Below are 24469 nucleotides of genomic sequence, written 5' to 3'. Positions count from 1 at the left end.
ATTCCTTCCCGGGGAAGGAGGAGGTAGGGGTTGGTCAGTTATTAAGGTTAACGATAAGGAGCCGCAAACCCCCTCACTGCCACCACGCAAACCAATTGCACCCCTCCCACGGGAAGGGAACAAGGCAATCTTCCGAACAGTTCTGGTGACAACACCAGCAATGGCGAAAAAAGCCTGTCTTTAATAAACTATAAGCTTATGCATAAATTACTTTTCATAGGTGGCCTTGGCCTGCCGGAGATCATCATGTTAATGATCCCGTTATCTTATTTTGCTTTGATAGCTTTTTGCCTGATAGCTATTCTACGTTCCGATTTTAAGGATAATACCAACAAGTTAATATGGGTATTAGTTGTGCTATTGGCGCCGTTTATAGGCTCGATACTATACCTGGCTATAGGTAGAAATTCAAAATAACTTAGAGGTTATTCCTGTCCCTTGTTGGTGACAACACCAACAACGACTAAAAAAATGCATGAATAGCCGGAAATTGCTTACAATCTTAAGAAGTTAATCAAATATGGAGGAAATCGGTTTTGCCGTGCTATTACAAACTTATTCGGTTCTTTCAAGGCTCCCGATTTTTACTACGTGTAAATCAGATGGTAATCAAAGATGACCACACAACTTAGTTTATTTGTTCATTAATCGATTCGTTGCGCAACGGGCCACGGGACGCGTACGCCAGCTTGGGGAATTACTATAAAACTCAAACTTTTTTCCCCGAAAGCATGAGACACGATAAAAAAATAAAGGTCGCCCCCCATATAATTATTGACATATAAGTGTTATCTCTTTTGTCACTTGACCGGCCCTCCAGTTCACTATAAACACTTCGAAATCTCCCTTTCAAAGGCTCCGGGGGAACGAACTCTATTTTATACCTCCGTATAAATAAAAGGCGGACACAATGAAATAATAAAAATAATAACAAACAAAGGTATGATAAGGCCCTGTCACCTTCAACAATATAAAGCACGCTAAGCAAAAACCAGGTGATAGAAAAATAAAAACTTGTAAAATAAGCAGCAAATGAAGAAACTACAACAAACATCATCAAAAACGCTAATCCAAAATCATAAAAAAACTTATATTTTTCCGGCTGTGAAAAAATATTTAAACACAGCCTTCCGATATCGATTGCAAAGAATATGGCGAGGCTTATTATCTCCTCTAAATTTAGTTTTCTAATTTCTAAATGAAATATTGTATATTTTCTCATTTTATTAAAACTTTATAATACTAAACATCAAAACCGCCTAATATATCTTTAATCTGCACTTGGAAGTGCCTGGTCAACAGCATTTCCAACTGCGTCTGTAATCCCTGCCCTTATTGATGTTGTTACCAACAAGCTGCCATGCAAAATAGCAGAGATAGATGAGAAATATTGATTCGGGAACTACGGAAGATTTTTAATGTTCAGATGAATTATTGTTTTTCCAAATACTCATCATGAATTGTTTTTTTTAGGGTACCTATAGCAGTATATTCCTCGTGCTTGGTAAGCGATTTGCCGCTGACGGTAACTGTCCAGGTCAGTTGTCCGTTTGGTAGCTTGTCAATTAAAACTCCTTTTGAGTAGGTATAAGTAAATTTAACCTCATCCTCAAAAGAGTGAGCGGATGCTGTACCGTCAGCATTGTATAAAAAGTAAATATCTCCGGGGTTATCGGTGCGGGTATGGTCTTCGATAAGGGTCCCGTCTTTGTCAAAAACCTGATATCTTTCGCTTTTGTAATTCCATTTTCCGACAATCGGGCCGATTTGCTCTACAGGTTTGTTAGTGCTATTATCCTTCTGACAGCTATATAAAAAAGGCAAGAATAACAGGATGGTCAAGGTTTTTTTCACGCTTCGAAGTTAATGTATTTGGGCTTCAAAAACACCATCCTAAACACCGCTACCGCAAGGCAGGAACTCCAAAATATAACAGCGCTAATTTGCTTCGGTACTTTTTGCTAATGGCAAACTAAAATAAAACGCAGACCCTTTCCCTACTTCGCTTTCTACCCAAATGCTGCCATGGTGATGCCTAATAATCTCGGCACACAGGTATAGTCCAATACCAAAACCGTTGATGTTTTCTGTGTGTTTATTTTCTACGCGATAATAACGTTTAAATAGTTTATCAATATCCTGTTCATCAATCCCAATACCTTCATCCTTAACACATACCTGCGCTTTATTATCTGTTATTTCGCAAGAAACCGTTATAACGGTTTGCTTTGGTGAATACTTAATAGCATTGTTGAATAAGTTAATAACAACCTGCTCAATTTTTTCCTTATCCGCATGTATAGCCATCGGCTCGCAAGGTAAAAAGTTAATGGTGTGGCTGGTTGTTATCAGTTTTGTTTCGTTCATAACATCGTTGATCAATTCGCCCAGATCAAAATCTTGTTTATCAAGCTGAATTTTCCCGGATTCGGCCTGCGAAAGATTCAGGAACCCGTTGATCATATTTTGCATTTTTTTAATCTGTCTTTCAACCTTTGATAAGGAGGTCACCGCAAAACTATCCTTTTGCTTTTTTGCCCAGTTATAAAGCATTTGTACATATGCTTTCAACGATGTTAGGGGCGTTTTTAATTCATGGCTTACCATGCCTATAAATTTGTTTTTACGCAATTCGTTTTGCTTTTCCTCGGTGATATCCATCATCACTCCCGAAAAATGGAACTGCTTGTCTTCGGTGTTGCTATACATCCCACCTAAAGCCTTTATCCAGCGCTGTTTTTGGTCATGTAAACCCGTTACCCTAAAATCCATATGAAAATGTTCACGGTTTACCATGGCATTTTCCATTCCGGCAACAACTTTGTTTCGGTATTTTGGATCAATTTGTGCAATTAATCCTTCGTAAGACATGTTTTCATCGGCGTGGTAGCCAAATAACTCTTTTAACCGTTTTGATGGTAAAAACTCTTTCGTTTCTTCATCAAGCAACCATGTACCAACATTTGCAGCTTCTACAGCCAGCAAGGAAAGTTCTAATATGCGATAACGCCTTAGTTCAGCTGTATGCCCGGGCTCACCATCAGGGATATCATCCCTTCCGTTTTCTTTTTCACTCTGCACTTAATGGGGTTTTATTAAGTATAAAAGTAAAACAAATATCCTATAAAGCATTAAATTTATTGCAGCGTTACTTAACGCTTTGTATTAAACAACGCCCGTTATACCGCCTCGCACAATCATCCATTTATTTTTACAGGTCGTGTTTCAGCCCGCCACCGCAAGCGTCCTGTTTTTTACTCATCGACAAACCATTTCATTGCCGTCCCTTTCAAGGGACGGAATAGTAAAAGCCCAAAATGGCTTTAGCCAAATGCCGCTTTATTAATTTTGGTTAAAGCCAGAGGAATGTTGCCCGCTATCCGTTGGCTAAAGCCAACGGCAATGAAACTGTTCCTTTACCCTCTTTCCGCGCAGCGAAGAGAGGGTCGACCAGCGGAGCGCTGCCGGGGTGAGTAACTACATCGCGGGTTCTGCTTATTTTATACCGCCTCGCACAATGATGCATTTATTTTTACAGGCTTTGTTTCAACCTGCTTTTTTTCGTTTGCATCTTTTCTATACTTGGCAAGGTTAATTAGCAACACGCTCAGTAATATAATTACCAATCCGCCTATCTGCAGCCATGATATATGCTCCTGGGCAAACAGCACTCCTAATAACACCGCTATAACCGGGTTAACGTACGAGTGTGTGCTTACCTGTGTGGCCGGGCGTACCTGCAATAACCATACATAAGCGGTGAACGCGGCTATCGAACCAAAGAATATCAGGTATATAACCGCCATCCATGATTGTAGCGGTACCTGGGTAATATCAAACCCTTTAAACTCGTTATGCAGGGCGCTTGCCGGTAAAAAGGCTATGCCCGCTATCAGCATTTGCCATGCGGTGTTTACACGGGCCGGGCTGCTGCTGCCTTTGTATTTAGAAAATAATGACCCCGCCGCCCATGCAATTGGGCCAATAACCAATAAGCCTACACCCCATATTTTAGCATCGTCATGTGTGCCACCCAAAGCGTTGGCTACCTGCTCGCCAAATAATAATATTACTCCTGCAAAACCTATTATTAAGCCCACTATAGTAGCTGTACTGGTCAGGTTTTCTCTCCAGTTCCGTTTATCGAGCACCACAAACCATATTGGGTTTGCCGATATCATAATGGCTACCATTGCGCTGGGCAGGGCCTGTTCAACCCATATAACTATGCCGTTGCCAATAGCCAGCATCAGCAAGCCGCTTACGGCCGAATTTATAACATCGCGCTTTACCCAAATCTTATCCCCTTTAAGCGCGCACCAGACCAACATGAGCAGGCCGGCAATTGTATAGCGAATTGCCCCCATCATCATGGCCGGGATGCCCTGTATAGCCATCTGGATAAAGAAGTAAGTTGAACCCCATACAATATATACAGTAGCAAAAGCTATGATAACCAATAATGAGGATGGTTTTTGTGTAATGCTTGTCATGATAGTTGTTGTTTAGTAAATAACGAATCGATACTCCATTTGTAGCCGGGCAAAGTAGCGAGCAAAAAGCTTGCGGCGCTTACTGTAAAAACTGAATATCCTATAGGTGAATCTATACCCCTTGATATGGTCATAGATAAGGCGAACGCCAATGTAAGCGCGCCGCTGCCAATAGCGGCTACACGTGTAAATAGACCAAATAATAACATCAGGCCAAAAACGCCTTCGCCTAATGTAGCCAATATAGCCAGCGGACTAATCAGCGCATCAGGTAAAAAAGACATGGTATCGCGCGAGAGGACCATAAAATGCTCCCAATCGCCCCAGCTTATATGTGGTTGCCCGTAAGCGCCCAGCCAACCCAATCTATCGGCTACCAGCCAAACATAGCCAAGGCCAAGGGCTGCCCTTAAATAAACTCCTGTTAGCTGCTGAATTTTTGACTGATCCATTATTTTTTATTTGCTGATATAAAAATACGCAGCAATTGGCCTACCTTTATAGTCCAGAAAAAACAACCAAGATAGTCCAGTATGCATTTTGTAGCAGGTTTACTTAACATTGACAAAACATTGCAGGTGCCGGTGTATCTGCAAATAGCGAATGGTATAATTTGCCATATAAGGCAGGGCACTTTAAAGCCGGCATCGGCATTGCCAAGCAGCCGTACGCTTGCTTTAAGCCTAAAAGTACATCGCAATACAGTGGTTGCGGCATATGATGAGCTGTATGCACAAAGCTGGGTTGATGTTTATCCGCAAAAAGGGATCTTCATTGCCGCCAACCTGCCCGAGGTAGCGCCAAGGCCAATTGCCGATAGTCCGCAAAAAATAGCCTACCCCGAAAAAACCTTTTTTGAGGTTTGCGATAACAAGCTATCGCATATAAACCTGTATTCGCCCATTGCCGGGAACAGCATTGCATTTAACGAAGGGTTCCCCGATACACGCCTTGCCCCTGTAGAGTTGATGCTGCGCGAATACCGCCGGTTTGCCAATTATCACTTTACTTCCAAATATTTACTGTATGGCCCGGAGCAGGGTTCTGAAAACCTGCGTGCCGAGCTTGCCCGCTTCCTGGGAGAGACACGGGGCTTGCATGTTACGCCAGAGCATATCCTGATCACCAAAGGCGCGCAAATGGCCATTTATTTGGCGGCGCAACTACTATTAGGTAAAAACGATACGGTTATTGCCGCCGATCCGGGTTATTGCGGCGCCAATGAGGCATTTGTACAAACCGGCGCGAATTTAGAACTGGTACCTGTGGATGAGCAGGGCATCAACCTTGATGCTGTGGAAGAGATCTGCAAAAAGAAAAAGGTTAAGATGCTTTATGTGATACCGCATCACCATCAGCCTACCACAGTAACCCTATGCTCGGAGCGGCGTATGCGCCTGCTGGAACTGGCCATGAAATACCGCTTCGCTATTATTGAAGATGATTATGATTACGATTTTCACTACACCAGCAGCCCGATATTACCCCTTGCCAGTGCAGACTATTACGGTAGCGTAATATATATAGGTTCGTTTTGTAAAACTATAGCGCCGGGCATCCGTATTGGGTTTATGATAGCGCCTCCTAATTTAATTTCACAGGCCAACCGCCTTCGCCGCATTATTGACCGCCAGGGCGAGCATTTGCTGGAAGAGGCTATGGCCAACCTATTGAAGAATGGTGATATTACCCGTCACCTTAAAAAAGCCAATAAACTTTACCACGAGCGCCGGGATATGTTTTGTAACCTGCTAACGCAGCAAATAGGCGAGCACGTAAATTTTAAGATCCCCGATGGCGGTTTTGCTATCTGGATGAAATACCTAAATGGAATTAAACCAAAAGACGTAGCCGAGAAAGCTGCCGCCATGGGTTTGGCTGTAAGCGCAGGCAAAGATTATTACTACGATAAAGCTTACGAAAGCCAACATATCCGCTTGGGTTTTGCCTCCATGAATTTTAAAGAGATGGAGCAGGCAACCGATCTATTGGCTAAAGCGGTAAAGAAACTGGTATAAGGCAGATTAATCCTTTTTACCGTTCTCTACTTTCTTAACTTCTTTGCGGCGATCTTTACTGAAATCGAAATTGTCGAAATCTTTGGTTTGCGGGATATCTACCAAAAAGCTATCCAACTGGTCAATCTCAATTGTCACGTCGTTGGTGAGCAGGTCTATAATATGGCCGCCGGCTTTTTTATCATCGCTTAAAAAATGAAAGTGATAACCGGTAATATTTGGCCCATCCATAAATGTCGGGATGCGGTAACCAACCAGGGTACCCTTAACATTTTCGAAAGTGAAAAAATGTTGTAACGACAGCATGTCGGCCAGTGGTACGTACGGTTTTTTAACCGGTGGAAACGCCCGGGTTTTGATGGTATTAAAGCTCCCGGTTATTTTTATGGCATAAATGCCATTCTTGTTAGATAGCAGACTATCCAGGTACAAAAAAAGGGCGATTTTGGACAGTTTTTGGGCGGTTTTTGCCGTTTTTTTACCCTTAAAAAAATTCACTACGGCAAATGGGGTCAGTTCCGAATCTTTCACCTCAAAAGTTTTCCCGGTAGATTGTGTCTGGTAGATTTTGCCGTTTAAAATTAACACCTCGCCATCCAGTTTATCGGGGGCACCCAAACCAAAATCGCCATGTTTCAGTACTTTGGTGTAAGGATAAACGGCATCATACAAGCCGCCTATAAAAGCGCTGGCATGCCCGGCCGTGTAAAGGGTATTATTTTTTGTTTGTGCCGATGCATTGCTGAATGCAATTAAGCATACTATAGCCAGTAAGCAGGCGTATGGTTTTTGAAGGATCATGTGTTAAGGTATATGGGGCTAATATACTTAATCCTGCATTATAACGCTTGCAGCAGGTAAACTTAATGATCTGATGATGGTATAACAACTGGTTTTGTTTTATCGCGCCTGGCTACAAAAAGCAACAGGGGTAACACTATCGCAAAAAACAACCCGATCAAGAAGAAGGCATCTAAATAACTGGAGAAGGATGATTGCTTAACTACCACTTTTTCAACCAGTTGAATTGCTTTCTGTTTGGCATCGAGCACTGTGATGCCATATTGCTGGAACATTTGCGTGTATGCTTTTAACCTGTCGATAAATATGGGATTATCGGGCGTAATATGCGTTATCAGGTCCATACGGTGCGATGCCACCCTGCGGGCCACGTAAGTATTGATAATGGATATACCGAAAGAGCCCCCTAACTGGCGCATCATATTATTTAATGCGGTACCCTGCGGTATATCTTTAGCCTGTAATGATGACACGGCCAAAGCACCCAGCGGAACGGTTAACAAAGCCATACCGATAGCCCTGAATATAAGGTTAAGGCTTATTGTTGCCGATGTGCTTTCCAAATTTATACGCGACATTGACCAGTTGAAATATATAAAGCATAAAAACCCAACCAGCACTATCAACGCCGGCGATACACCCTTTTGTAATAATTTCCCGGTAAGGACAAGGGCAAGCACCGCGATAATTGACCCGGGCAATAGCAACAGGCCTGATTGTGTTGGTGTAAAGCCTAATAAACGTTGTGCTACAACCGGCGTAAGGTAAATAGATGTGTACAAGCCCATGCCCGTTATAAAAGTGAGTACCGCAGAAATACTTAAGGACCGAAATTTTAATATTCGAAGGTTTACCACAGGGTTTGGAATACTCAACTCCCAAATTATAAATGCAGTAAGTGAAATTGCGGCGGTAACTGACAAGAATATAATGTAACCGGCGGCAAACCAGTCATCGGTTTTGCCCCGCTCTAATACAACCTGCAGCGAGCCAATCCCAATGATCAACAGGCCTATTCCCACCCAATCTATCTTTTGCAGTTTTTGTTTAATTGCCGGTTCATACAGTAAAAACAGACACGATACCGCAGTGGCTATACCTATTGGGATATTGATATAAAAGATCCATGGCCACGAATAATTTTCGGTAATGTAGCCTCCAAGCGTAGGGCCAATGGTGGGGCCAATAAACACGCCAATACCAAACAGCGCACTGGCTGTGGCTTGTTTTTCTTTAGGGAAAAGTTCAAATACTACTGTTGCCGATACGGAAAGCAGCGCCCCGCCCCCCAGGCCCTGCAAAAACCTAAATGCCACCAGCTCCCATATCCCGGTTGCGTTACCACATAAAAAGGAACAGAGTGTAAACAGTATAATAGAACCTATATAATAATTACGCCTGCCCAGGTTAGAAGCCAAAAAGCTGGTCATGGGTATGATAATTACGTTGGCTATGGCGTAAGAGGTGATCACCCATGAAGTATCTTCTAACGTAGCGCCGAGGTTACCGCTCATATAGTTTAGCGCCACATTTACTATAGAGGTATCTATCAATTCCATAATAGCAGCGGCTATTACGGTTATCAGCAGTATTTGTCTTTTTAAAGGATTCATTTTATTTTATACCAATCGGTATATTTTCAAGTGTGTGATTGTTATTTTTTGTTCTTGATTGTCATAGCCAATTATATACCGATCGGTATATAATTAAGCAAAAAATTTACTTTTTCATTTGGCTAATAAGCATTTCAACCGTATTAACAACGGCTTCCATACTGCCGGGGTCATTTGTGGTTCGGGATATCATTACGCCACCTTCTATAAGGGCAATTATTGATAAAGCACTTTGCCTTACGTTTATATCTGTTTTAAACTCGCCTGCTTCAATACCCTGCTCAATTAAACGGGTAAGATTCTTTTCCCATTTAAGTAACGCTTTTGCCGCCCTGTCTTTTAAGAGACCATTAGTGTCATCGGCCTCAATAGCAGTGTTTATAATGGGGCAACCGCCGTGGTTTAAGGGTGCCCGGCTAATATTTTTATAAACCTTTGCATAAACCATTAATTTATCATGGAAGGTTTCCGCTTTGTCCATTAAATCGAGTACTCTTTTTGATACCCGTGAATAATTATAATCAAAAACAGCAAGGGCAACTTCTTCTTTATTCTCAAAATTCCCGTAGATACTGCCTTTAGTAAGGCCTGTTGCAGCAGTAAGATCAGACAAAGAGGTACCCGCGTAACCTTTTTTATTAAAGATCTCCGCTGTGCTTTCTATAATGAATGCTTTGGTACGTTCTGTTTTTGATGTCAGCTTATTCATGCTACAAATATACCGATTGGTATTAATATAGTATCATCCTGCTGCAATATTTGATTATCAACCTGCTTAAAGTATTTTTCCACCACAAACAATCCTTTTTATAACACTTAACATGCACATAATATAAATTTTTTACTTTGTGCGATAAAACGCGGGGCCTTGCCCATAACACCTGTATCTATGCTAAAATCGTTACCTGTACTCACCCTTATCTTTTTGTTTCTAAGCCCGGTTTATGCCCAGCAAAAATATACTGCCGCAAATATTCATTCCCATAACGATTACTCGCGCCCCAATGCATTCTATCATGCTTTTGATGCCGGTGTTGGTGCTATTGAGGCTGACGTTTTTTTGCGTAATGGAAAATTAGTAGTTGCGCATGACACAACTGATGCAAAGCGGTTAATAACACTTGAAAAATTGTACCTGGAACCTATCCAAAAAGTGATGCGCGACCGGCCAAGGCCAGTAAATCTGGTGATAGACCTGAAAGAAAATTACGCTCCCATACTAACCGAGCTACTCAAGGAGTTGGAGCCGCTAAAGGCTTTTATTAAAACGGATAGATCTAACTCCCCTCTTAGCATTATTATAACCGGGAACCGCCCGCCACCGTCCGAATACAAAAACTACCCGTCTTACATTACTTTTGATGACGACCTGCAATTACCTCACAACCCCGAACAGTGGAAGCGTGTTTCACAGGTAAGCCTTAACTTTGCAAATTATTCTAAATGGACCGGGAATGGCTCTTTACCAGAGCAGGACGAGAAGGTGCTTAAATCTGTAATTAATGCAGTTCATCAATCCGGGAAAAAGCTGCGTTTTTGGGCTGCGCCAGATAACCCCGCCGGCTGGCGAAAACTAATGGAATTTAGTGCGGATATTTTATCAACAGACAGGATAGATAAATTGGTCATCGAAATTAGAACTAAGTAAACAAGAAAGCCTTTCAGATACACTGAAAGGCTTTCTTGTTTATTGTACTATTCGTTTAATACTTAAGAACGATATAACCGGTTTTGCGTTTGTTCTCTTTTCCTACCTTGTATTCTATCTGGTAAAAATAAGTCCCCGCTTTTAACATCGCCCCGGTTTTATTGGAGTGCCCGTTAAATAAACTTGAGCCATCCTTACCATAATCCCTGGCCTCGAATACCAGCGCACCATTGGTATTCATAATGGATACCCTATTATTTGGATAAGCCATTATACCTTCGATAGACAGGAAGTCGTTTGAACCATCGCCGTTTGGTGATATGCCCTGGTGTACTACAACGCCGTCATCACCTGTTGGTGCTATAGCGCTAGGGGCTTTATTGGCAAATAATAAATCTGCACCGGCTTTGTCAACCGCTAAATTATTTGACAGCCTGGTCACGGTTACCGTATAGGCGCGGATGGTTATACCATCCTGTGCTGTTACCACAATCGTGATCGTATTTGCACCTGTACTAAGGGATATCGGAGAGGAAGCTACACCGTTTATTGCCGGCGAACCGTTGATAGTCATGGTAGCATTTGCTTCTTTAAGCGTTGGTGTCAACATTATACTTGCTGTTGCCGCTTCTACCGTTGTGGTATAATTTACAAGTTCTGATGTACTTGATGCAACCACCAGTTTTGATTTTGGATTAACACTTAATATTGCCAGCGCTGCATCGTTTGACGGTGCTTTGGTTATGGCAACGCTGTAGGTTTTTGTTGCGATGCCATCCTCTGCGGTTACTACAATATTTACAGTCGTGGTGGTTCCTATGCTTACCGATATCGGGGCCGAAGCCACGCCGCTTATTGCAGGCGAACCGTTAATGGTCATAGTGGCATGTGCTTCCTTAAGTGTTGGAGTCAACATTATACTTGCTGTTGCCGCTTCTACCGTTGTGGTATAATTTACAAGTTCTGATGTACTTGATGCAACCACCAGTTTTGATTTTGGATTAACACTTAATATTGCCAGCGCTGCATCGTTTGACGGTGCTTTGGTTATGGCAACGCTGTAGGTTTTTGTTGTGATGCCATCCTCTGCGGTTACTACAATATTTACAGTCGTGGTGGTTCCTATGCTTACCGATATCGGGGCCGAAGCCACGCCGCTTATTGCAGGCGAACCGTTAATGGTCATAGTGGCATGTGCTTCCTTAAGTGTTGGAGTCAGCGTTATACTGTTTATGGTTGACCCTATCAGGGTAGTGTACTGTATCAGCTGCGCTGTGCTGGAGGCTAACGTCAGTTTTGATTTAGGGTCTATGCTTAATGTTGTCAACGATGCATCGCTTGACGGCCCTTTAGTAACCGCTATGTTATATGTACGGCTGGTTATTCCGTCTTCTGCTGTTACTACGATACTAACGTTTGTTACCCCCGTTGGGTTAAGTACAACCGGCGACGAAACCGCTCCGCTTATTGCAGGTACACCGTTTATGGTAAGCGTCGCATTGGCATCTTTTAGTGTTGGGGTAAATGCCATGCTGCTTGTACTTAAACTCGTTACAGTACTATACTCTACCAGTTGCGCGGTGTTAGATACCAATACCAGCTTTGATTTTGGCTCTCCGCTCAATGTTACAAGTGATGCATCGTTTGAAGGCCCTTTGCTAACTGCTACGTTGTAGGTCCGTTTAGTTACACCATCCTGAGCTGTAACTACAATACTAATGATGGTTACGCCTGTTGGGTTAAGTGCCACCGGGGCCGAAGCCACTCCGCTTGTTGCAGTCACACCATTTATAGTAAGCGTCGCATTGGCATCTTTTAGCGTGGGGGTTAATACCATACTGGTTGCACCAAGGTTTGTTATTGTGGTGTACTCTACAAGTTCTGGCGTATTTGATGTAAGCAACACTTTGGATGGGCTTACGTTTAGTATGGCTAAACTGGCATTGCTTAATCCTTTTCCAATTTTTACAGTGTAGGTTTTAGTAGTTAAACCATCTTGTGCCGTTACAGTAACCATAACATTGTTAGCTCCCGTATTAAGCGCTATCGGACCGGATGCTTCTCCGTTTGCAACCGGTGTACCATTTATTTTTATTGTGGCTGCATTATCGGCCGTTGTTGGTGTAAGTCTTATTGTTGAGGTATTTGCAGTAGCAGTATAATTAATTGTACCGCTATCAAATACCGGGCTTAACGTCCCTGTACTTAAGGTAAGGTTAGCCAAATTTGCATTGGTTAATACACTTATGTTTACAACCGATGCTGTGCTGCCACCACTGTTATAGGCAGTTATGCTGTAATCTTTAGCTGCGGTTACGCTTGTTGCTATACCGCTGATAGTGCCGGTTGCTGAATCAAATACCAAACCATCCGGTAGCGGATCGCTTAGGTAGTATCCGCCGGATGGGGTTAATTTGTTTACGCTTTGCTTTCCGTTATCGGTAGTGTAAAGTTTTCCATCCCTTCCTATAGCCAGGCCAAACAGGCCTGTGTAACCTGTAGAAATAACAACAGGGTTAGCACTATTCTTATCAAATTTGGTAAGCGTATTACTACCGCCCTGGTTTACATAAATGTTGCCTGCGGCATCTAATTTTACGTCGGTTGGGTTAACAAGACCAGTTATAAGCTCGGTCCTTGCCTCACCATTTGGCCCAAATTTCACAATGCTTCCTTCAGAATTATCGGCTACGTAAATATTACCTGCCGCATCAACGGTTATACCATAAGGGAAACTCAGCGCAGTTGTTACAGTTGTTGTAATGCCGGCCGGTGTTACCTTTTTAACTGCATGGTTTGCAGTTTCATTAACATAGATATTTCCCACCCCATCTACTGTCAATCCTGTAGGGAATGATAAGCCGTTACCTAAATTGGTTATAACACCTCCTGGCGTTACCTTCTTAATAGTGGTATTACCCAATGCTGCTGCATATACGTTACCGTCTGCATCTGTTGCTACGCCAAGCGGAGTATTTAGCCCGGTAAGGATAGCAACAGGCGCACCGCCACCCACAGATAGCTTATATATAGAACCGGCCGTAATATCGGCTACAAATAAATCGCCCGCTTTATTAATAGCGATACCCGTTGGGGTTGGGATAGTGTGATTTATTGTATCGGCAAGCGCAAAGTAACCCGGTGCTGCTACATTACCAAACCCGGTATTTAACGGGGTTATGGCAGTACCTGTTTTGTAAACCTGTGCGGCTATAGCTGCATTTGTAGGAGCCGGTATAAGCTTGTTAACGGTTATCGTGTACGATCTTGTTGTTGTACCATCATTAGCAACAACATTAACAGCAATAACATTTAAACCATCATTTAACGGCACATTCACCGAACCTGTCATCGCATCTAAAGCCGAACCATTAACGGTAACAACCGACAGCGCATCGGCAAGTACGGGTTGCACAGTAATGGCTGATGTACCAACTGGTACCGATACCTGGTAATTTGTGCTGCCGGCATTAAATGCAGGGCTTAATGTACCCACGCTTAATGTAATACCACTTAATGAAACAGACGATGGCGCCGCAACACGCAGGTTAACCGTATAATTATTTGTTGATATACCCTCCTCGGCAGTTACATTAACAACAATGTTATTATCGCCTGATTGCAGGCTTAAGTCTTGTGAGGCAATACCCGAAGCGGTGATCACATCAGCAACTTTAATAGTAGCAAAAGCATTGGCCGTTGGCGTTAATTTGGCCGAGCTTGTTCCATAAGGCAAATCAATGGTATAATCGGCCACATCGGCATCAAACGATGGGCTAAGCGAACCCACGCTGCTTATCAGGTTAGATAATTTATAATCGTTTGATATACGGTGGATTTTTACCGTATAGGTTTTTGTTGAGTTATCTGATGATGTTACCACTACCGATATATTATTATCACCTACGTTTAAAGCTACGCTGGCAGGTGTATCCGATGTTGCAGTAATACCATTAATAGTTAAAGCGTTGCTTGCCTCACTGAGCGTTGCGGTTATATTAGCGGCTATGTTACCATTATCAACAGTTACTTTATAGCTGGTACTATCGGCATCAAATATTGGCGTTAATGTACCCACATCGGTAACCAGGCTGGTTAGGTCATTGTTTGCTTCTGCCCCAATAGTTACATGTGTGCTAATGCTGTCTGCCCCGTTATATGCAATAATAGTATAGTTAGTAGCGGGGCTTGCCACTGTTGGCGTGCCGCTGATAGTACCCGTGCTTATATCAAAATTTAAACCTGCGGGTAAAGCCTTGTCAATAAAGTAACCACCCGATGGGCGGGCCAGTTTCATACTTCCGCCCGATAGGGTGCCGATATAAATATTCCCTTTTTTATCAACACTTACACGATAAGTATCGCCGTTGCCGCTTACTGCAACCTGCGGGTTAGTCCCATCAAGATTGTATCTAATTATACCGTTTGATACCGCATACAGATACCCCGACGGATCGATAATTATATTATGTGAACCGGTATAGTTAACCAACGTGGTTAGGCTACTGCCATCTGTGTTCATACGGAATATCTTGGTGCTTTGTCCTTCAAGTACATATAACTTGCCACCCCTTAACTGCACGGCAGTAGGATAACCCAGGTCGGAACCTATATTAACTGATGTTCCGTCACTTATATTAAGTTTGGATATTTTGGGGTTCGTTTGGTCTGCTATATAAAGGTTGCCTTCATTATCGGGTGTTAAACCTGTTACATAGCCGTAAGTAGAACTAACAGGTGTTAAAACGGTGGTTCCGGCTGCTACCTTATATATGGTAGACATATCTGCTACGTATAAATTATTGGCCTTATCTATAGCCAGTGCCGAAGGAAAGTTAAAATCACCTCCTATGTCATAAGCAGGGTCGCCATTAGCCGGTATTACCTGTACACTTCTTCTACCGTTAGATATAAGGTAGGTATTCCCTGCATCATCCACCACAGCAGCATACGTTTGTATCCCCAGGCCCGAACCGATATCGGTTAAAGGATTAGTGTACCCAAGTGTACCCACATGAGTTGATGTTGGTGTTAGGGGAGTTATGGCTGTGTTTAGTACAAAGGTTTGAGCAGTACCATAACTAACTGTTGGTACAGACCCTTTAAAAACATTTATGGTATAGGTTTTTGTGTTACCAGTTATTGCCGTAACAATAAATGGTATGCTGTTATTCCCAGCAACAAGGGTAACAGTTACCGGCGAGCCCGATACAACCGCATTGCCATTATAGGCGATAGTTGCACCTGCATCGGCCGCTGTAGGTGTTATAGTTACTGATGTTGTGTCTTTACTAACCGATGCGTTATAGGTTGTGGTGTTCTCATCAAATGCAGGGTTTATAGTAGCCCCCGTAACAGTGAGTGCAGTAAGCCTGGCTTGGTCCGGTATAACACCAATATTTACGGTTGCCGATGTGCTGCCACCATTACTATATGCGGTTATGATATAATCTTTAGCTGCTGTAGTTTGCGTTGGAGTTCCGCTGATGATGCCTGTAGTTTGGTCAAAACTTAAACCGGCAGGCAATTTGGCATTTAAAAAATAACCGCCAGATGGAGTAATTACTGTACCTGTGCTATTTGGTATTTGTGCTGCATATAGCACACCTTTAGCATCCGCATCCAAGCCATAAATATTTCGAACCGCCGAGCCCGAAGCTATGATCTGCGGCCCGCTGCCATTGGCAGGCAATTCATAAATACGAAAGTTGGAAATATCCGAAACAAAAACATTGTCGGCCTTATCAACCGCAACGGCTACGGGCTGCCGTATGTCTGTCACGTCTTCGGTATGCCCGTCGGTTGTTATCCAGATCTTTTTTAGCTTGCCGTTGCCCTGATCGGCTACGTAAACATTGCCCGCGGCATCAACAGCTACATCTGTTGCCTGGTGAAAGCCGGCACCCACCCCAACCGGGAAGCCGCCACCCGCCGGTATCTGTTTTATATCAACCGCGCTAAAATCGGCAACGTATATAATGCCATTTTTACCTACAGCTACACTATATGCTGTGACAAAGCCGGTGGCCAGGGTTGTGATGGTACCCGTACTGGCTTCTATTTTTCTTACCGCGTTGTCGGTCATATCGGCTACATATATATTACCGGCATCGTCAAGTGCAAATCCTTTCGGACTGGGGCCGCCTGTCGGTATTTCTACCGCTGCACTGCCATCAGCAGGAAATTTAAATAACTTGCTTGGGTATATGTTATCTAATAAATATACATTACCCTGTGCGTCTTTTTTTATCCGCATCGCCTGAGTTACGCCGCCGCCTATTGTACTAAAATTGCTGCTATAGCCAAATGCACTAACATTGGTTGCGGTTGGTACAATTGGGGTTATAGCTACATTTTCGGCAAACAGGCGTGACGCGCCATAATTAAGTGTTGGGATAGCCGCCCTGTTAACGGTTATAGTATATGTTTTTGTAACGCCACTTTCGGCAGTAACAATTATTGGTACAACATTATCCCCTGCAGCCAGGGCAATAGTTATTGGGGAACCTGATGTAACCGCATCGCCGTTATAACTAAGGGTTGCTGTAGCATCGGCAACGGTTGGTGTTATACTTACAGATGTTGTTGCTGTTGATACCGATGCGCTGTAACTAATGGTCGCAGCATCAAATGCCGGGGTCATTGTTGCACCGGTAACAGTCAGCGTGCTTAAATTTGCATTGGTTGATTTTACACTGATATTAACAACTGTACTTTGGGAGCTACCACTGTTATAAGCGGTAATAATATAATCCTTAGCTGCAGACGCCTCTGTTGGTGTTCCGCTGATGGTGCCTGTAGTTTGGTCAAAACTTAAACCGGCAGGCAGTTTGGTATTTAAAAAGTAACCCCCAGATGGAGTAATTACTGTACCTGTGTTCTTTGGTATTTGTGCTGCATATAGCACACCTTTAGCATCCGAATACAGGCCATAAATATTCTGAACCGCCGAACCCGAAGCTATGATCTGCGGCCCGCTGCCATTGGCAGGCAGTTCATAAATGCGGAAGTTGGAAACATCCGAAACAAAAACATTGTCGGCCTTATCAACCGCAACGGCTACGGGCTGGCGTATATCTACTACGTCTTCGGTATGCCCGTCGGTAGTTATCCAGATCTTTTTTAGCTTGCCGTTGCCCTGATCGGCCACGTAAACGTTACCCGCAGCATCAACCGCTACATCTGTTGGGTTTAAAAAACCAGTACCTACCACAACAGGGGTACCACCACCTGCAGGTATCTGTTTTATACTGCTGGCGTTAAAATCGGCGACATATATAATACCATTTTTACCTATGGCTATGCTATATGCCGAGGTAAAGCCGGTGGCTAAGGTAGTAATGGTGCCCGTACCGGCTTCTATTTTTCTTACTACGTTGTCGCCCATATCGGCTACATATATATTACCGGCGTCGTCAAGTGCAAATCCTTTCGGACTTGAGCTGCCTGTCAGTATTTCTACCGCGGCGCTACCATCAGCAGGAAATTTAAATAACTTGCTTGGGTATATGTTATCTAATAAATATACATTCCCCTGTGCATCTTTTTTTATCCGCATCGCCTGAGTTACGCCGCCGCCTACTGTGCCAAAACTACTGCTATAGCCAAATGCATCAACATCGGTTGCTGCTGGTACAACCGGTGTTATTGCTGTATTAGTTGCAAAAACTTTGGCAGTACCATAACTAATTACCGGATAATCTGTCGCGTTCGACGTAACTGTACTTACTGCCGTAGCAATAGTTTTAGGGAGTGCGCCGTTTGCCGATAATGCTATATCGCCTGAATATGTACCCTTTGCTGCAGAAGCAGCCAGCCTGATGTAAACAGGGGTTGAGGCAATTTCACCACCCGTACCAACAGTAATTGTTGGAGAAAAGGATGAATTTGTACTTACCTCGAAACCGGCAGGCGGGGCAATCAAAATACCTGAAGAAAGGCCCGCGCCCGATACATTGAACGTTGTTGATGCCGAAGCGGTGCCGCGCATTGTAGTTAAAGCAGATAATGTACCGCTTGTGTTTATAGAGCCTGTTACAGCAGTGATATTATAATAGGTAGACTGGCTGCCTTCTACTGCCTGCCTTTCTGTTAAGTTATAAACAATCGGGAATAATGCTATCTCGCTGATAGTGCCGGTAAAGCCGAAACTACCATCCGGTACCGATGATCCGATAGAGAATGACTGTACTGCGTTTCTTTCGCCGGCCGGTAAGGTATTGCTGCCTTCAGATGTCCCGTTGTTGTATATAGCTACAACGCCCGATGAATAATTTCGCGTCCACGTGGTTTGCCGTGTTGTTCCATCGTTAACCGATGCTCCTGCCCCATAAGAAGCGTCACTAAAACCGTCGATATTACCTATACCTACTGTGAATTTATTGTTATATACACCATAACCCCAGTCGTTAACAACCCCGCCTTGTTCAGAACCTACTATGCCGGCCATAGTGTACCATGCACCCGCATTACCGCTGTTAGTATTGCTGCTTGCCGCGTTGTAAACAATTGACCCGCTCATGTGGAAGTTTAAACCTGTTGTGGTAACAAGCATAAACTGTGTTCCACTAAATTTGATAGCAGGTTTGCTGTTTGCGGTGTTTATTGTGCCTGCATTAATTATTTGCGGCTGAGCAGATGAATTACCCTGAATAGCGTTATAATTATGAACAACGGTTTGATCGTACCAAATGGCAACAGTAGCAGAGTTACTACCTATAATTGTGCTTAATGTAGTGCCTGTAGCACCTGTCGGCGCTGCATCATAAGTTGAATATGCTGCCGAAACCGGAGAGCTTAATGAAAAAGCAAGGCCTGCTGAGGCGTCAGGATAAACATCAAAAAAACTACTCCCTATAGCTACACGAACTAATGGGCCACTGTATAAACTATTTAATAAACGTAACGAGTACGCGCCACCAAGACTGGTAGAACTTGTAAGACCAAGCTTATCTAAAGAAAAACCCACGGGGAAATCCTGTTGTGCGTAAGCATTGGTGCCGGTATTAAACATATAGGCACCCTGCCCTATCGGGTTATTTGCAAAGCTACCTTTTGCTGCAGCGTTACCGCCCGAGGCAAGATAGGCCTGCTGGGCATGTGCTATATTAAATGTAGAAATAAGCAGCGCGAACAAAACCGTTTTCAAAATAAGCTTATAGCTTAATAAGAAGCGCTTTGGTACATTAGTGATAAAAGGTGTTGGTAAAGGTAAGGCCATTAGGGGGCAAATTATAGTAGTTTAATCAATAGTATATTAGGAGGCAATAGTATTTTGTTGACAGGCCAGCCGGCGTGAATTGCAGTAATTTGTTTATTGAATTATTTATCGCTTTTGAGCGCATGTTTAGAAAACATAGCGAAAAAGGTAATCATCGACATGAATAGTTATTGCAAAGCCGGATAAAGGCGCGTTAGCATTGTCGCTTTAGTTTTGGGCATTGAGAATCAAAATAAAGGGCATGTAGAGTTATTTCCATATTGTGGGTTTAATCAATTTTAATTATTAGGGTAATATGTAGTTCCGGGGTTTTATGCCTGGGCTTTTTAATAAAATGTAACAGCCGTTTTACGAAAAGATTTTAAGAAAATATTTTTACGATATTCTCTTTGAGAAGGCTTTCGGTTAACAGATATTGTTTAAAAAGAAATATTCCTCTTCTTAATATATGCGCATTTATTCAAAGGTTAAGCCATTGTCATTTAAAACAAAAAATAACATACTTATACCTGAATTTCAGCAAGTTATAAATATTAATTATTATTCCAATATCAATAATTCTTATACCCCCGAATAATAAGATGAAGCTTATCCAACAAATTGCAACCTATCTTTGGCACTTTAAACCTCAACGCATCAAAACTCTGATAAACATTACAATTTGTATAGGACAAAAACAGCTTATTTAATACTTATAAATCGAATTGGCACATAAAAGACAAAAGCCACTCTATTTTGGTAGGGCGGCTTTTAGTTCCGGGAATAAGTTTGTTAGTAATATAACATTATTGTTTAATAAGTTTTGCAGGCAACTTATCAATAGGCTGGATCTTTATTTGTTTATAATATACTTCTGCTCCTTCAGACTGGATCTGGATCTTACCCATGGTAAGCGGTGTTTCCTGTCCATTATCCATTTGTTTGGTTTGATATAAAACCATCATCACTTTGCCATTTATTACGTGTATAGCGGTATCGTCATAACAATATAGATCAAGCGTATTCCACTGGCCCGATGGGTTTTCGGCATCTGTGCCCTTTATGCAATGCCGCCCCTGGCTGCCACCCTCCTTAAAAGTCATCAGGGTTCCCTGCGGGTTATAAATGTAGCCATCTCCCACTTTATCCGCCGGTATACTTGCCAGGCCACCTGCAACACCCCAAAAATCACCACTATTACCTTCTTCTATCTGAAACTCTTCCGACCGCATCCAGGCACCGTAATCTGCACCATATTTACCTACAGAATGATAGAGCAATCCACTATCTTTCTTTTTACCTTTCTTTTGCCCCCATGACAAAGCGCCCCACTTAAACTGAAGTTGTAAGTGATAGTTTTTGTATTCCTTTTTAGTAGATATGGCTCCCCAGTTTTCGCCGGAAATACGAATGACATTTTCGCCATTGTCTTTCACTATAGTAAACACATGCCGGGGGTCGTTATTTAAACCTATGGGAGTGCCATTAATGGGCTTGCCGGCATCATCCAGATCGGGGCCAATATAAGTATCCCAACCCTTTAGGTCTTTCCCATTAAATAAACTTTCCCATTTATCCTTTGTAGATAATGTTGTGAAACCAAAGGTTATTGCACACATCATCAGCGGTATTATAAACTTAGCAGATCTCATAAGGCGGGTAGGTTATCAGGTTATTTAATCTAATATATAAATTATAAGTGGCTGGTTAAAACATTATAAAAAAGCCCGGATACATAATTATGCATCCGGGCCTGGCATTATTTTCGCTAACGCGATCGTGGTTTATATATAACGATTGATCACATTTTCAAGATATTCCTGTTTGCCGCTTACAACCGCAGGTTCGCCATTTTCAACAGCATATTTGCGCAAATCTTCTAACGATAGCTTTCCGTTCTCAAAATCTTTACCGGCACCGCTATCAAATGATGCGTAGCGATCTTGCCTTACTTTGTTGTAATCAGATTTTTTTAGGATATTATCGGCAGTGATCAGCGCGCGTGCAAAAACATCCATACCACCAATGTGTGCATAGAAAAGATCGGCAGGGTCTGTAGAGTTACGACGAATTTTGGCATCGAAGTTTATACCGCCACCTGCAAAACCACCGGCTTTTAAAATGATCAGCATATATTCGGTAACCTCGGTAACATCATTCGGGAACTGGTCAGTATCCCAACCATTCTGAAGATCGCCACGGTTAGCATCAATAGAGCCCAGCAAACCTGCATCAGCAGCTACCTGCAACTCGTGCTGGAAGGTATGCCCGGCAAGGGTGGCGTGGTTAACTTCAAGGTTCAGTTTAAAATCATTTATCAGATCATACTTCTGTAAAAAGCCTAATACGGTGGCCGCATCATAATCGTACTGGTGTTTGGTAGGTTCGCAAGGTTTTGGTTCGATAAAGAAAGTGCCTTTAAAGCCTTGCTTGCGTGCATAGTCTTTTGCCGTATGCAAAAATTTAGCAAGATGTTCTTGTTCGCGTTTCATATCGGTGTTAAGCAGGCTCATATAACCTTCTCTTCCTCCCCAGAAAACGTAATTCTCGCCACCTAAGGCAATTGTCGCATCTAAAGCCGCTTTAACCTGCGCACCGGCGTGTGCCAGTACATGAAAATCCGGGTTGGTAGAAGCACCGTTCATATACCTGCGGTGGCTGAATAGGTTGGCAGTACCCCAAAGTAATTTTACACCGCTTGCAGCTTGCTTTTGTTTGGCATATTCAACCATAGCCTGCAGGCGGCGGTCGTTCTCATTAACATCATTGGTGTAATCAACCACGTCCACATCATGGAAGCAGTAATAACCCAGGCCAAGTTTGGTAATAAACTCAAACGCGGCATCCATTTTATCTTTGGCGCGTTCAACAGCATCGGCCTTAACGCTCCATGGGAATAAGTGGGTTGGCTCACCAAACGGGTCGGCACCATTACCACAGAACGAGTGCCAGTAAGCCACGGCAAAACGCAAATGATCTCTCATTGATTTACCCGCTACTACCTTATCTGCATCGTACCAGCGGTAGGCAAGTGGGTTATCACTTTCTGTTCCCTCATATTTAATTGCCCCTATCCCTTTAAAAAACTCTTTCTCACCTGTAATAATGTTCGACATAATATTTAATAATTAAATAGATTTATATTTTGGTTGGTTTATTTCTTAGTTGCCAATTGGACCTCCAATAAAGCCTTCCACTCCTGGTAAAAAGGCTCTATATCCCGGCCGTTTGGTTCAATTAATTGAACAGGTTTCATATAAGTAAACGCTTCGGCAGCGCTTTTGTATACACCTGCACCAATACCGGCGCCTATTGCAGCGCCCACACTACCATCATTTTTATATAGTTCAACCGGTACACCTGTAAAGTTTGAGAAGCTTTGAGCAAACACCTCGCTTAAAAACAAATTTGCCTTGCCCGCCCTGATAACCGAAGGAAACATCCCATTCTCGCGCAGGATATCCAGACCATATCTAAATGCACTGGCTATGCCTTCCTGCACCGCTCTAAATATATGCGCAGATGTATGATGATTAAGATCGATATTATGTAAATGGACGCCTATTTGTTTATTATTAAGCATGCGTTCGGCGCCATTACCAAAAGGTAAAATGCGCAGGCCGTCGCTGCCAGCCGCAACGGTTTTGGCCAGATCGTTCATTTGTCCGTAACTGATTGATGAGCCAAAAGTGTTTTTGATCCACCGGTTTAAACTACCTGTTCCGTTAATGCAAAGTAAAACCCCCAGGCGTTTCTGGTCAGTCGTGTAGTTTACATGGGCAAAGGTATTTACGCGCGATTGTTTATCATAAATGAGTTCATCGCTCACCCCATAAATTACACCCGATGTACCTGCTGTAGCGGCCACTTCGCCGGGTTGCAGTACATTAAGCGATAACGCATTATTTGGCTGGTCACCCGCTTTATAAGTAACCGGAATGCCTTCTTTCAACTTTAAACTTTGGGCAACTGCTGCCGATACATAACCATGTTCTGAAAAAACAGGTAGTATTTCCGGAAACAGGTGCCGGTCAAAACCATAGTAATTTAAAATATCGTCAGAGAAGCTATCGGTTACAAAATCGTAAAACACACCTTCAGATAAGGATGATACCGAGCAAGAAACGCTTCCGGTCAGCTTCATGGCTATAAAATCGCCGGGGAGCATCACCTTGTCTATTTGTTTATATATATCGGGTTCGTTTTGTTTTACCCATGCCAGTTTTGACGCGGTAAAATTGCCCGGGGAGTTTAATAAATGCGATAGGCATTTTTCCCCGCCAATTTCGTCAAAGGCTTTATTACCGATCTCTACTGCCCTGCTATCGCACCAAATTATACTGTCGCGCAAGGCTTCGCCTTGTTTATTAATCAGTACCAGGCCATGCATTTGGTAGGCTATACCAATAGCAGAAATATCCTGCGGATTATAGTGAGCGCTACTATGGCATAAATGGATAGCCTTTTGTGTGTGTTCCCACCACATATCGGGCGATTGCTCTGCCCAGCCGGTTTGCAGCGCTTTTATCGGCGATTCAACATCGGGATATTGCGCGGTGGCTATCAGCTTTTGCGAAGCTGAGTCAACAACAGATACTTTAACCGATGATGTGCCGATATCGATACCTAACAGAAGCATATTTTAATTGGTTTATGAACAGCTAAATTAATATCTTTTTTTTTAAAAAATGCAATCG

At 42.9% G+C, this 24469-nt stretch carries 14 protein-coding genes; 3 read left to right on the top strand and 11 right to left on the bottom strand.

The genetic code is table 11. The annotated features are described in order from the left end of the window. Positions 1 to 198 precede the first annotated feature (198 nt). Complete coding sequence (locus NPE20_RS25790; RefSeq protein WP_256541599.1) at positions 199 to 417, top strand: PLDc N-terminal domain-containing protein; 219 nt, start codon at positions 199 to 201, stop codon at positions 415 to 417. 1014 nt (positions 418 to 1431) lie between these two features. Here the strand turns inward: NPE20_RS25790 and NPE20_RS25785 are convergent. The 4 genes from NPE20_RS25785 to NPE20_RS25770 form a co-directional block, all read right to left on the bottom strand. After that, positions 1432 to 1854 carry a hypothetical protein gene (locus NPE20_RS25785; protein ID WP_256541598.1) on the bottom strand — a complete coding sequence of 141 codons (423 nt, stop codon included), beginning with the start codon at positions 1852 to 1854 and terminating at the stop codon, positions 1432 to 1434. Between the two features lie 84 nt (positions 1855 to 1938). Continuing rightward, positions 1939 to 3081 carry a sensor histidine kinase gene (locus NPE20_RS25780; RefSeq protein ID WP_256541597.1) on the bottom strand — a complete coding sequence of 381 codons (1143 nt, stop codon included), beginning with the start codon at positions 3079 to 3081 and terminating at the stop codon, positions 1939 to 1941. Between the two features lie 419 nt (positions 3082 to 3500). Then, positions 3501 to 4493: an EamA family transporter gene (locus tag NPE20_RS25775; protein ID WP_256541596.1), complete on the bottom strand. Its 993-nt coding sequence runs from the start codon at positions 4491 to 4493 to the stop codon at positions 3501 to 3503. Then, positions 4490 to 4945, bottom strand: a complete 456-nt coding sequence (locus tag NPE20_RS25770; RefSeq protein ID WP_256541595.1) for a DoxX family protein — start codon at positions 4943 to 4945, stop codon at positions 4490 to 4492. The genes NPE20_RS25775 and NPE20_RS25770 overlap by 4 nt, the downstream gene beginning before the upstream one ends. An 81-nt stretch (positions 4946 to 5026) precedes the next feature. Here NPE20_RS25770 and pdxR point away from each other — a divergent pair, with 81 nt between their 5' ends. Continuing rightward, positions 5027 to 6511 (top strand): MocR-like pyridoxine biosynthesis transcription factor PdxR, encoded by a 1485-nt coding sequence (gene pdxR, locus NPE20_RS25765; protein ID WP_256541594.1) that lies wholly within the window; start codon positions 5027 to 5029, stop codon positions 6509 to 6511. A gap of 6 nt (positions 6512 to 6517) precedes the next feature. On the opposite strand, the gene budA is transcribed toward pdxR, so the two are convergent. The 3 genes from budA to NPE20_RS25750 form a co-directional block, all read right to left on the bottom strand. Beyond that, the gene (gene budA, locus NPE20_RS25760; protein ID WP_256541593.1) at positions 6518 to 7312 is read right to left on the bottom strand and encodes an acetolactate decarboxylase; all 795 of its coding nucleotides are present in this window, start codon (positions 7310 to 7312) and stop codon (positions 6518 to 6520) included. Between the two features lie 62 nt (positions 7313 to 7374). Next, positions 7375 to 8925 (bottom strand): DHA2 family efflux MFS transporter permease subunit, encoded by a 1551-nt coding sequence (locus tag NPE20_RS25755; RefSeq protein ID WP_256541592.1) that lies wholly within the window; start codon positions 8923 to 8925, stop codon positions 7375 to 7377. A 106-nt stretch (positions 8926 to 9031) separates the two neighbouring features. Further along, positions 9032 to 9634 carry a TetR/AcrR family transcriptional regulator gene (locus NPE20_RS25750; RefSeq protein WP_256541591.1) on the bottom strand — a complete coding sequence of 201 codons (603 nt, stop codon included), beginning with the start codon at positions 9632 to 9634 and terminating at the stop codon, positions 9032 to 9034. A gap of 180 nt (positions 9635 to 9814) precedes the next feature. Here NPE20_RS25750 and NPE20_RS25745 point away from each other — a divergent pair, with 180 nt between their 5' ends. After that, positions 9815 to 10573: a PI-PLC domain-containing protein gene (locus tag NPE20_RS25745; RefSeq protein WP_256541590.1), complete on the top strand. Its 759-nt coding sequence runs from the start codon at positions 9815 to 9817 to the stop codon at positions 10571 to 10573. Positions 10574 to 10628: 55 nt separating this feature from the next. On the opposite strand, the gene NPE20_RS25740 is transcribed toward NPE20_RS25745, so the two are convergent. The 4 genes from NPE20_RS25740 to NPE20_RS25725 all read right to left on the bottom strand — a co-directional run bounded on the left by NPE20_RS25740 (position 10629) and on the right by NPE20_RS25725 (position 24411). After that, on the bottom strand, positions 10629 to 19793 hold the full coding sequence (locus tag NPE20_RS25740) for a cadherin-like beta sandwich domain-containing protein (RefSeq protein WP_256541589.1): 9165 nt from the start codon (positions 19791 to 19793) through the stop codon (positions 10629 to 10631). 785 nt (positions 19794 to 20578) lie between these two features. Beyond that, positions 20579 to 21424 carry a 3-keto-disaccharide hydrolase gene (locus NPE20_RS25735; RefSeq protein WP_256541588.1) on the bottom strand — a complete coding sequence of 282 codons (846 nt, stop codon included), beginning with the start codon at positions 21422 to 21424 and terminating at the stop codon, positions 20579 to 20581. Positions 21425 to 21556: 132 nt separating this feature from the next. Further along, the gene (xylA, locus tag NPE20_RS25730; protein ID WP_256541587.1) at positions 21557 to 22888 is read right to left on the bottom strand and encodes a xylose isomerase; all 1332 of its coding nucleotides are present in this window, start codon (positions 22886 to 22888) and stop codon (positions 21557 to 21559) included. 38 nt (positions 22889 to 22926) lie between these two features. Beyond that, a complete protein-coding gene (locus NPE20_RS25725; protein ID WP_256541586.1) occupies positions 22927 to 24411 on the bottom strand; it encodes a xylulokinase in 1485 nt (494 codons plus the stop codon). Positions 24412 to 24469 lie beyond the last annotated feature (58 nt).

Origin of the sequence: Mucilaginibacter aquariorum (assembly GCF_024498135.1) — a bacterium.
Classification (GTDB): domain Bacteria; phylum Bacteroidota; class Bacteroidia; order Sphingobacteriales; family Sphingobacteriaceae; genus Mucilaginibacter; species Mucilaginibacter aquariorum.
This window is presented reverse-complemented; position numbering and strand designations above follow the sequence as displayed.

What these genes read in the sequence shown, in the direction of transcription:
- NPE20_RS25775 (WP_256541596.1), bottom strand. Translation starts at nt 4,493, where the DNA reads ATGACAAGCATTACACAAAAACCATCCTCATTATTGGTTATCATAGCT.
- NPE20_RS25725 (WP_256541586.1), bottom strand. Translation starts at nt 24,411, where the DNA reads ATGCTTCTGTTAGGTATCGATATCGGCACATCATCGGTTAAAGTATCT.
- NPE20_RS25750 (WP_256541591.1), bottom strand. Translation starts at nt 9,634, where the DNA reads ATGAATAAGCTGACATCAAAAACAGAACGTACCAAAGCATTCATTATA.
- NPE20_RS25755 (WP_256541592.1), bottom strand. Translation starts at nt 8,925, where the DNA reads ATGAATCCTTTAAAAAGACAAATACTGCTGATAACCGTAATAGCCGCT.
- NPE20_RS25745 (WP_256541590.1), top strand. Translation starts at nt 9,815, where the DNA reads ATGCTAAAATCGTTACCTGTACTCACCCTTATCTTTTTGTTTCTAAGC.
- pdxR (WP_256541594.1), top strand. Translation starts at nt 5,027, where the DNA reads ATGCATTTTGTAGCAGGTTTACTTAACATTGACAAAACATTGCAGGTG.
- xylA (WP_256541587.1), bottom strand. Translation starts at nt 22,888, where the DNA reads ATGTCGAACATTATTACAGGTGAGAAAGAGTTTTTTAAAGGGATAGGG.
- NPE20_RS25770 (WP_256541595.1), bottom strand. Translation starts at nt 4,945, where the DNA reads ATGGATCAGTCAAAAATTCAGCAGCTAACAGGAGTTTATTTAAGGGCA.
- NPE20_RS25735 (WP_256541588.1), bottom strand. Translation starts at nt 21,424, where the DNA reads ATGAGATCTGCTAAGTTTATAATACCGCTGATGATGTGTGCAATAACC.
- NPE20_RS25740 (WP_256541589.1), bottom strand. Translation starts at nt 19,793, where the DNA reads ATGGCCTTACCTTTACCAACACCTTTTATCACTAATGTACCAAAGCGC.
- budA (WP_256541593.1), bottom strand. Translation starts at nt 7,312, where the DNA reads ATGATCCTTCAAAAACCATACGCCTGCTTACTGGCTATAGTATGCTTA.
- NPE20_RS25790 (WP_256541599.1), top strand. Translation starts at nt 199, where the DNA reads ATGCATAAATTACTTTTCATAGGTGGCCTTGGCCTGCCGGAGATCATC.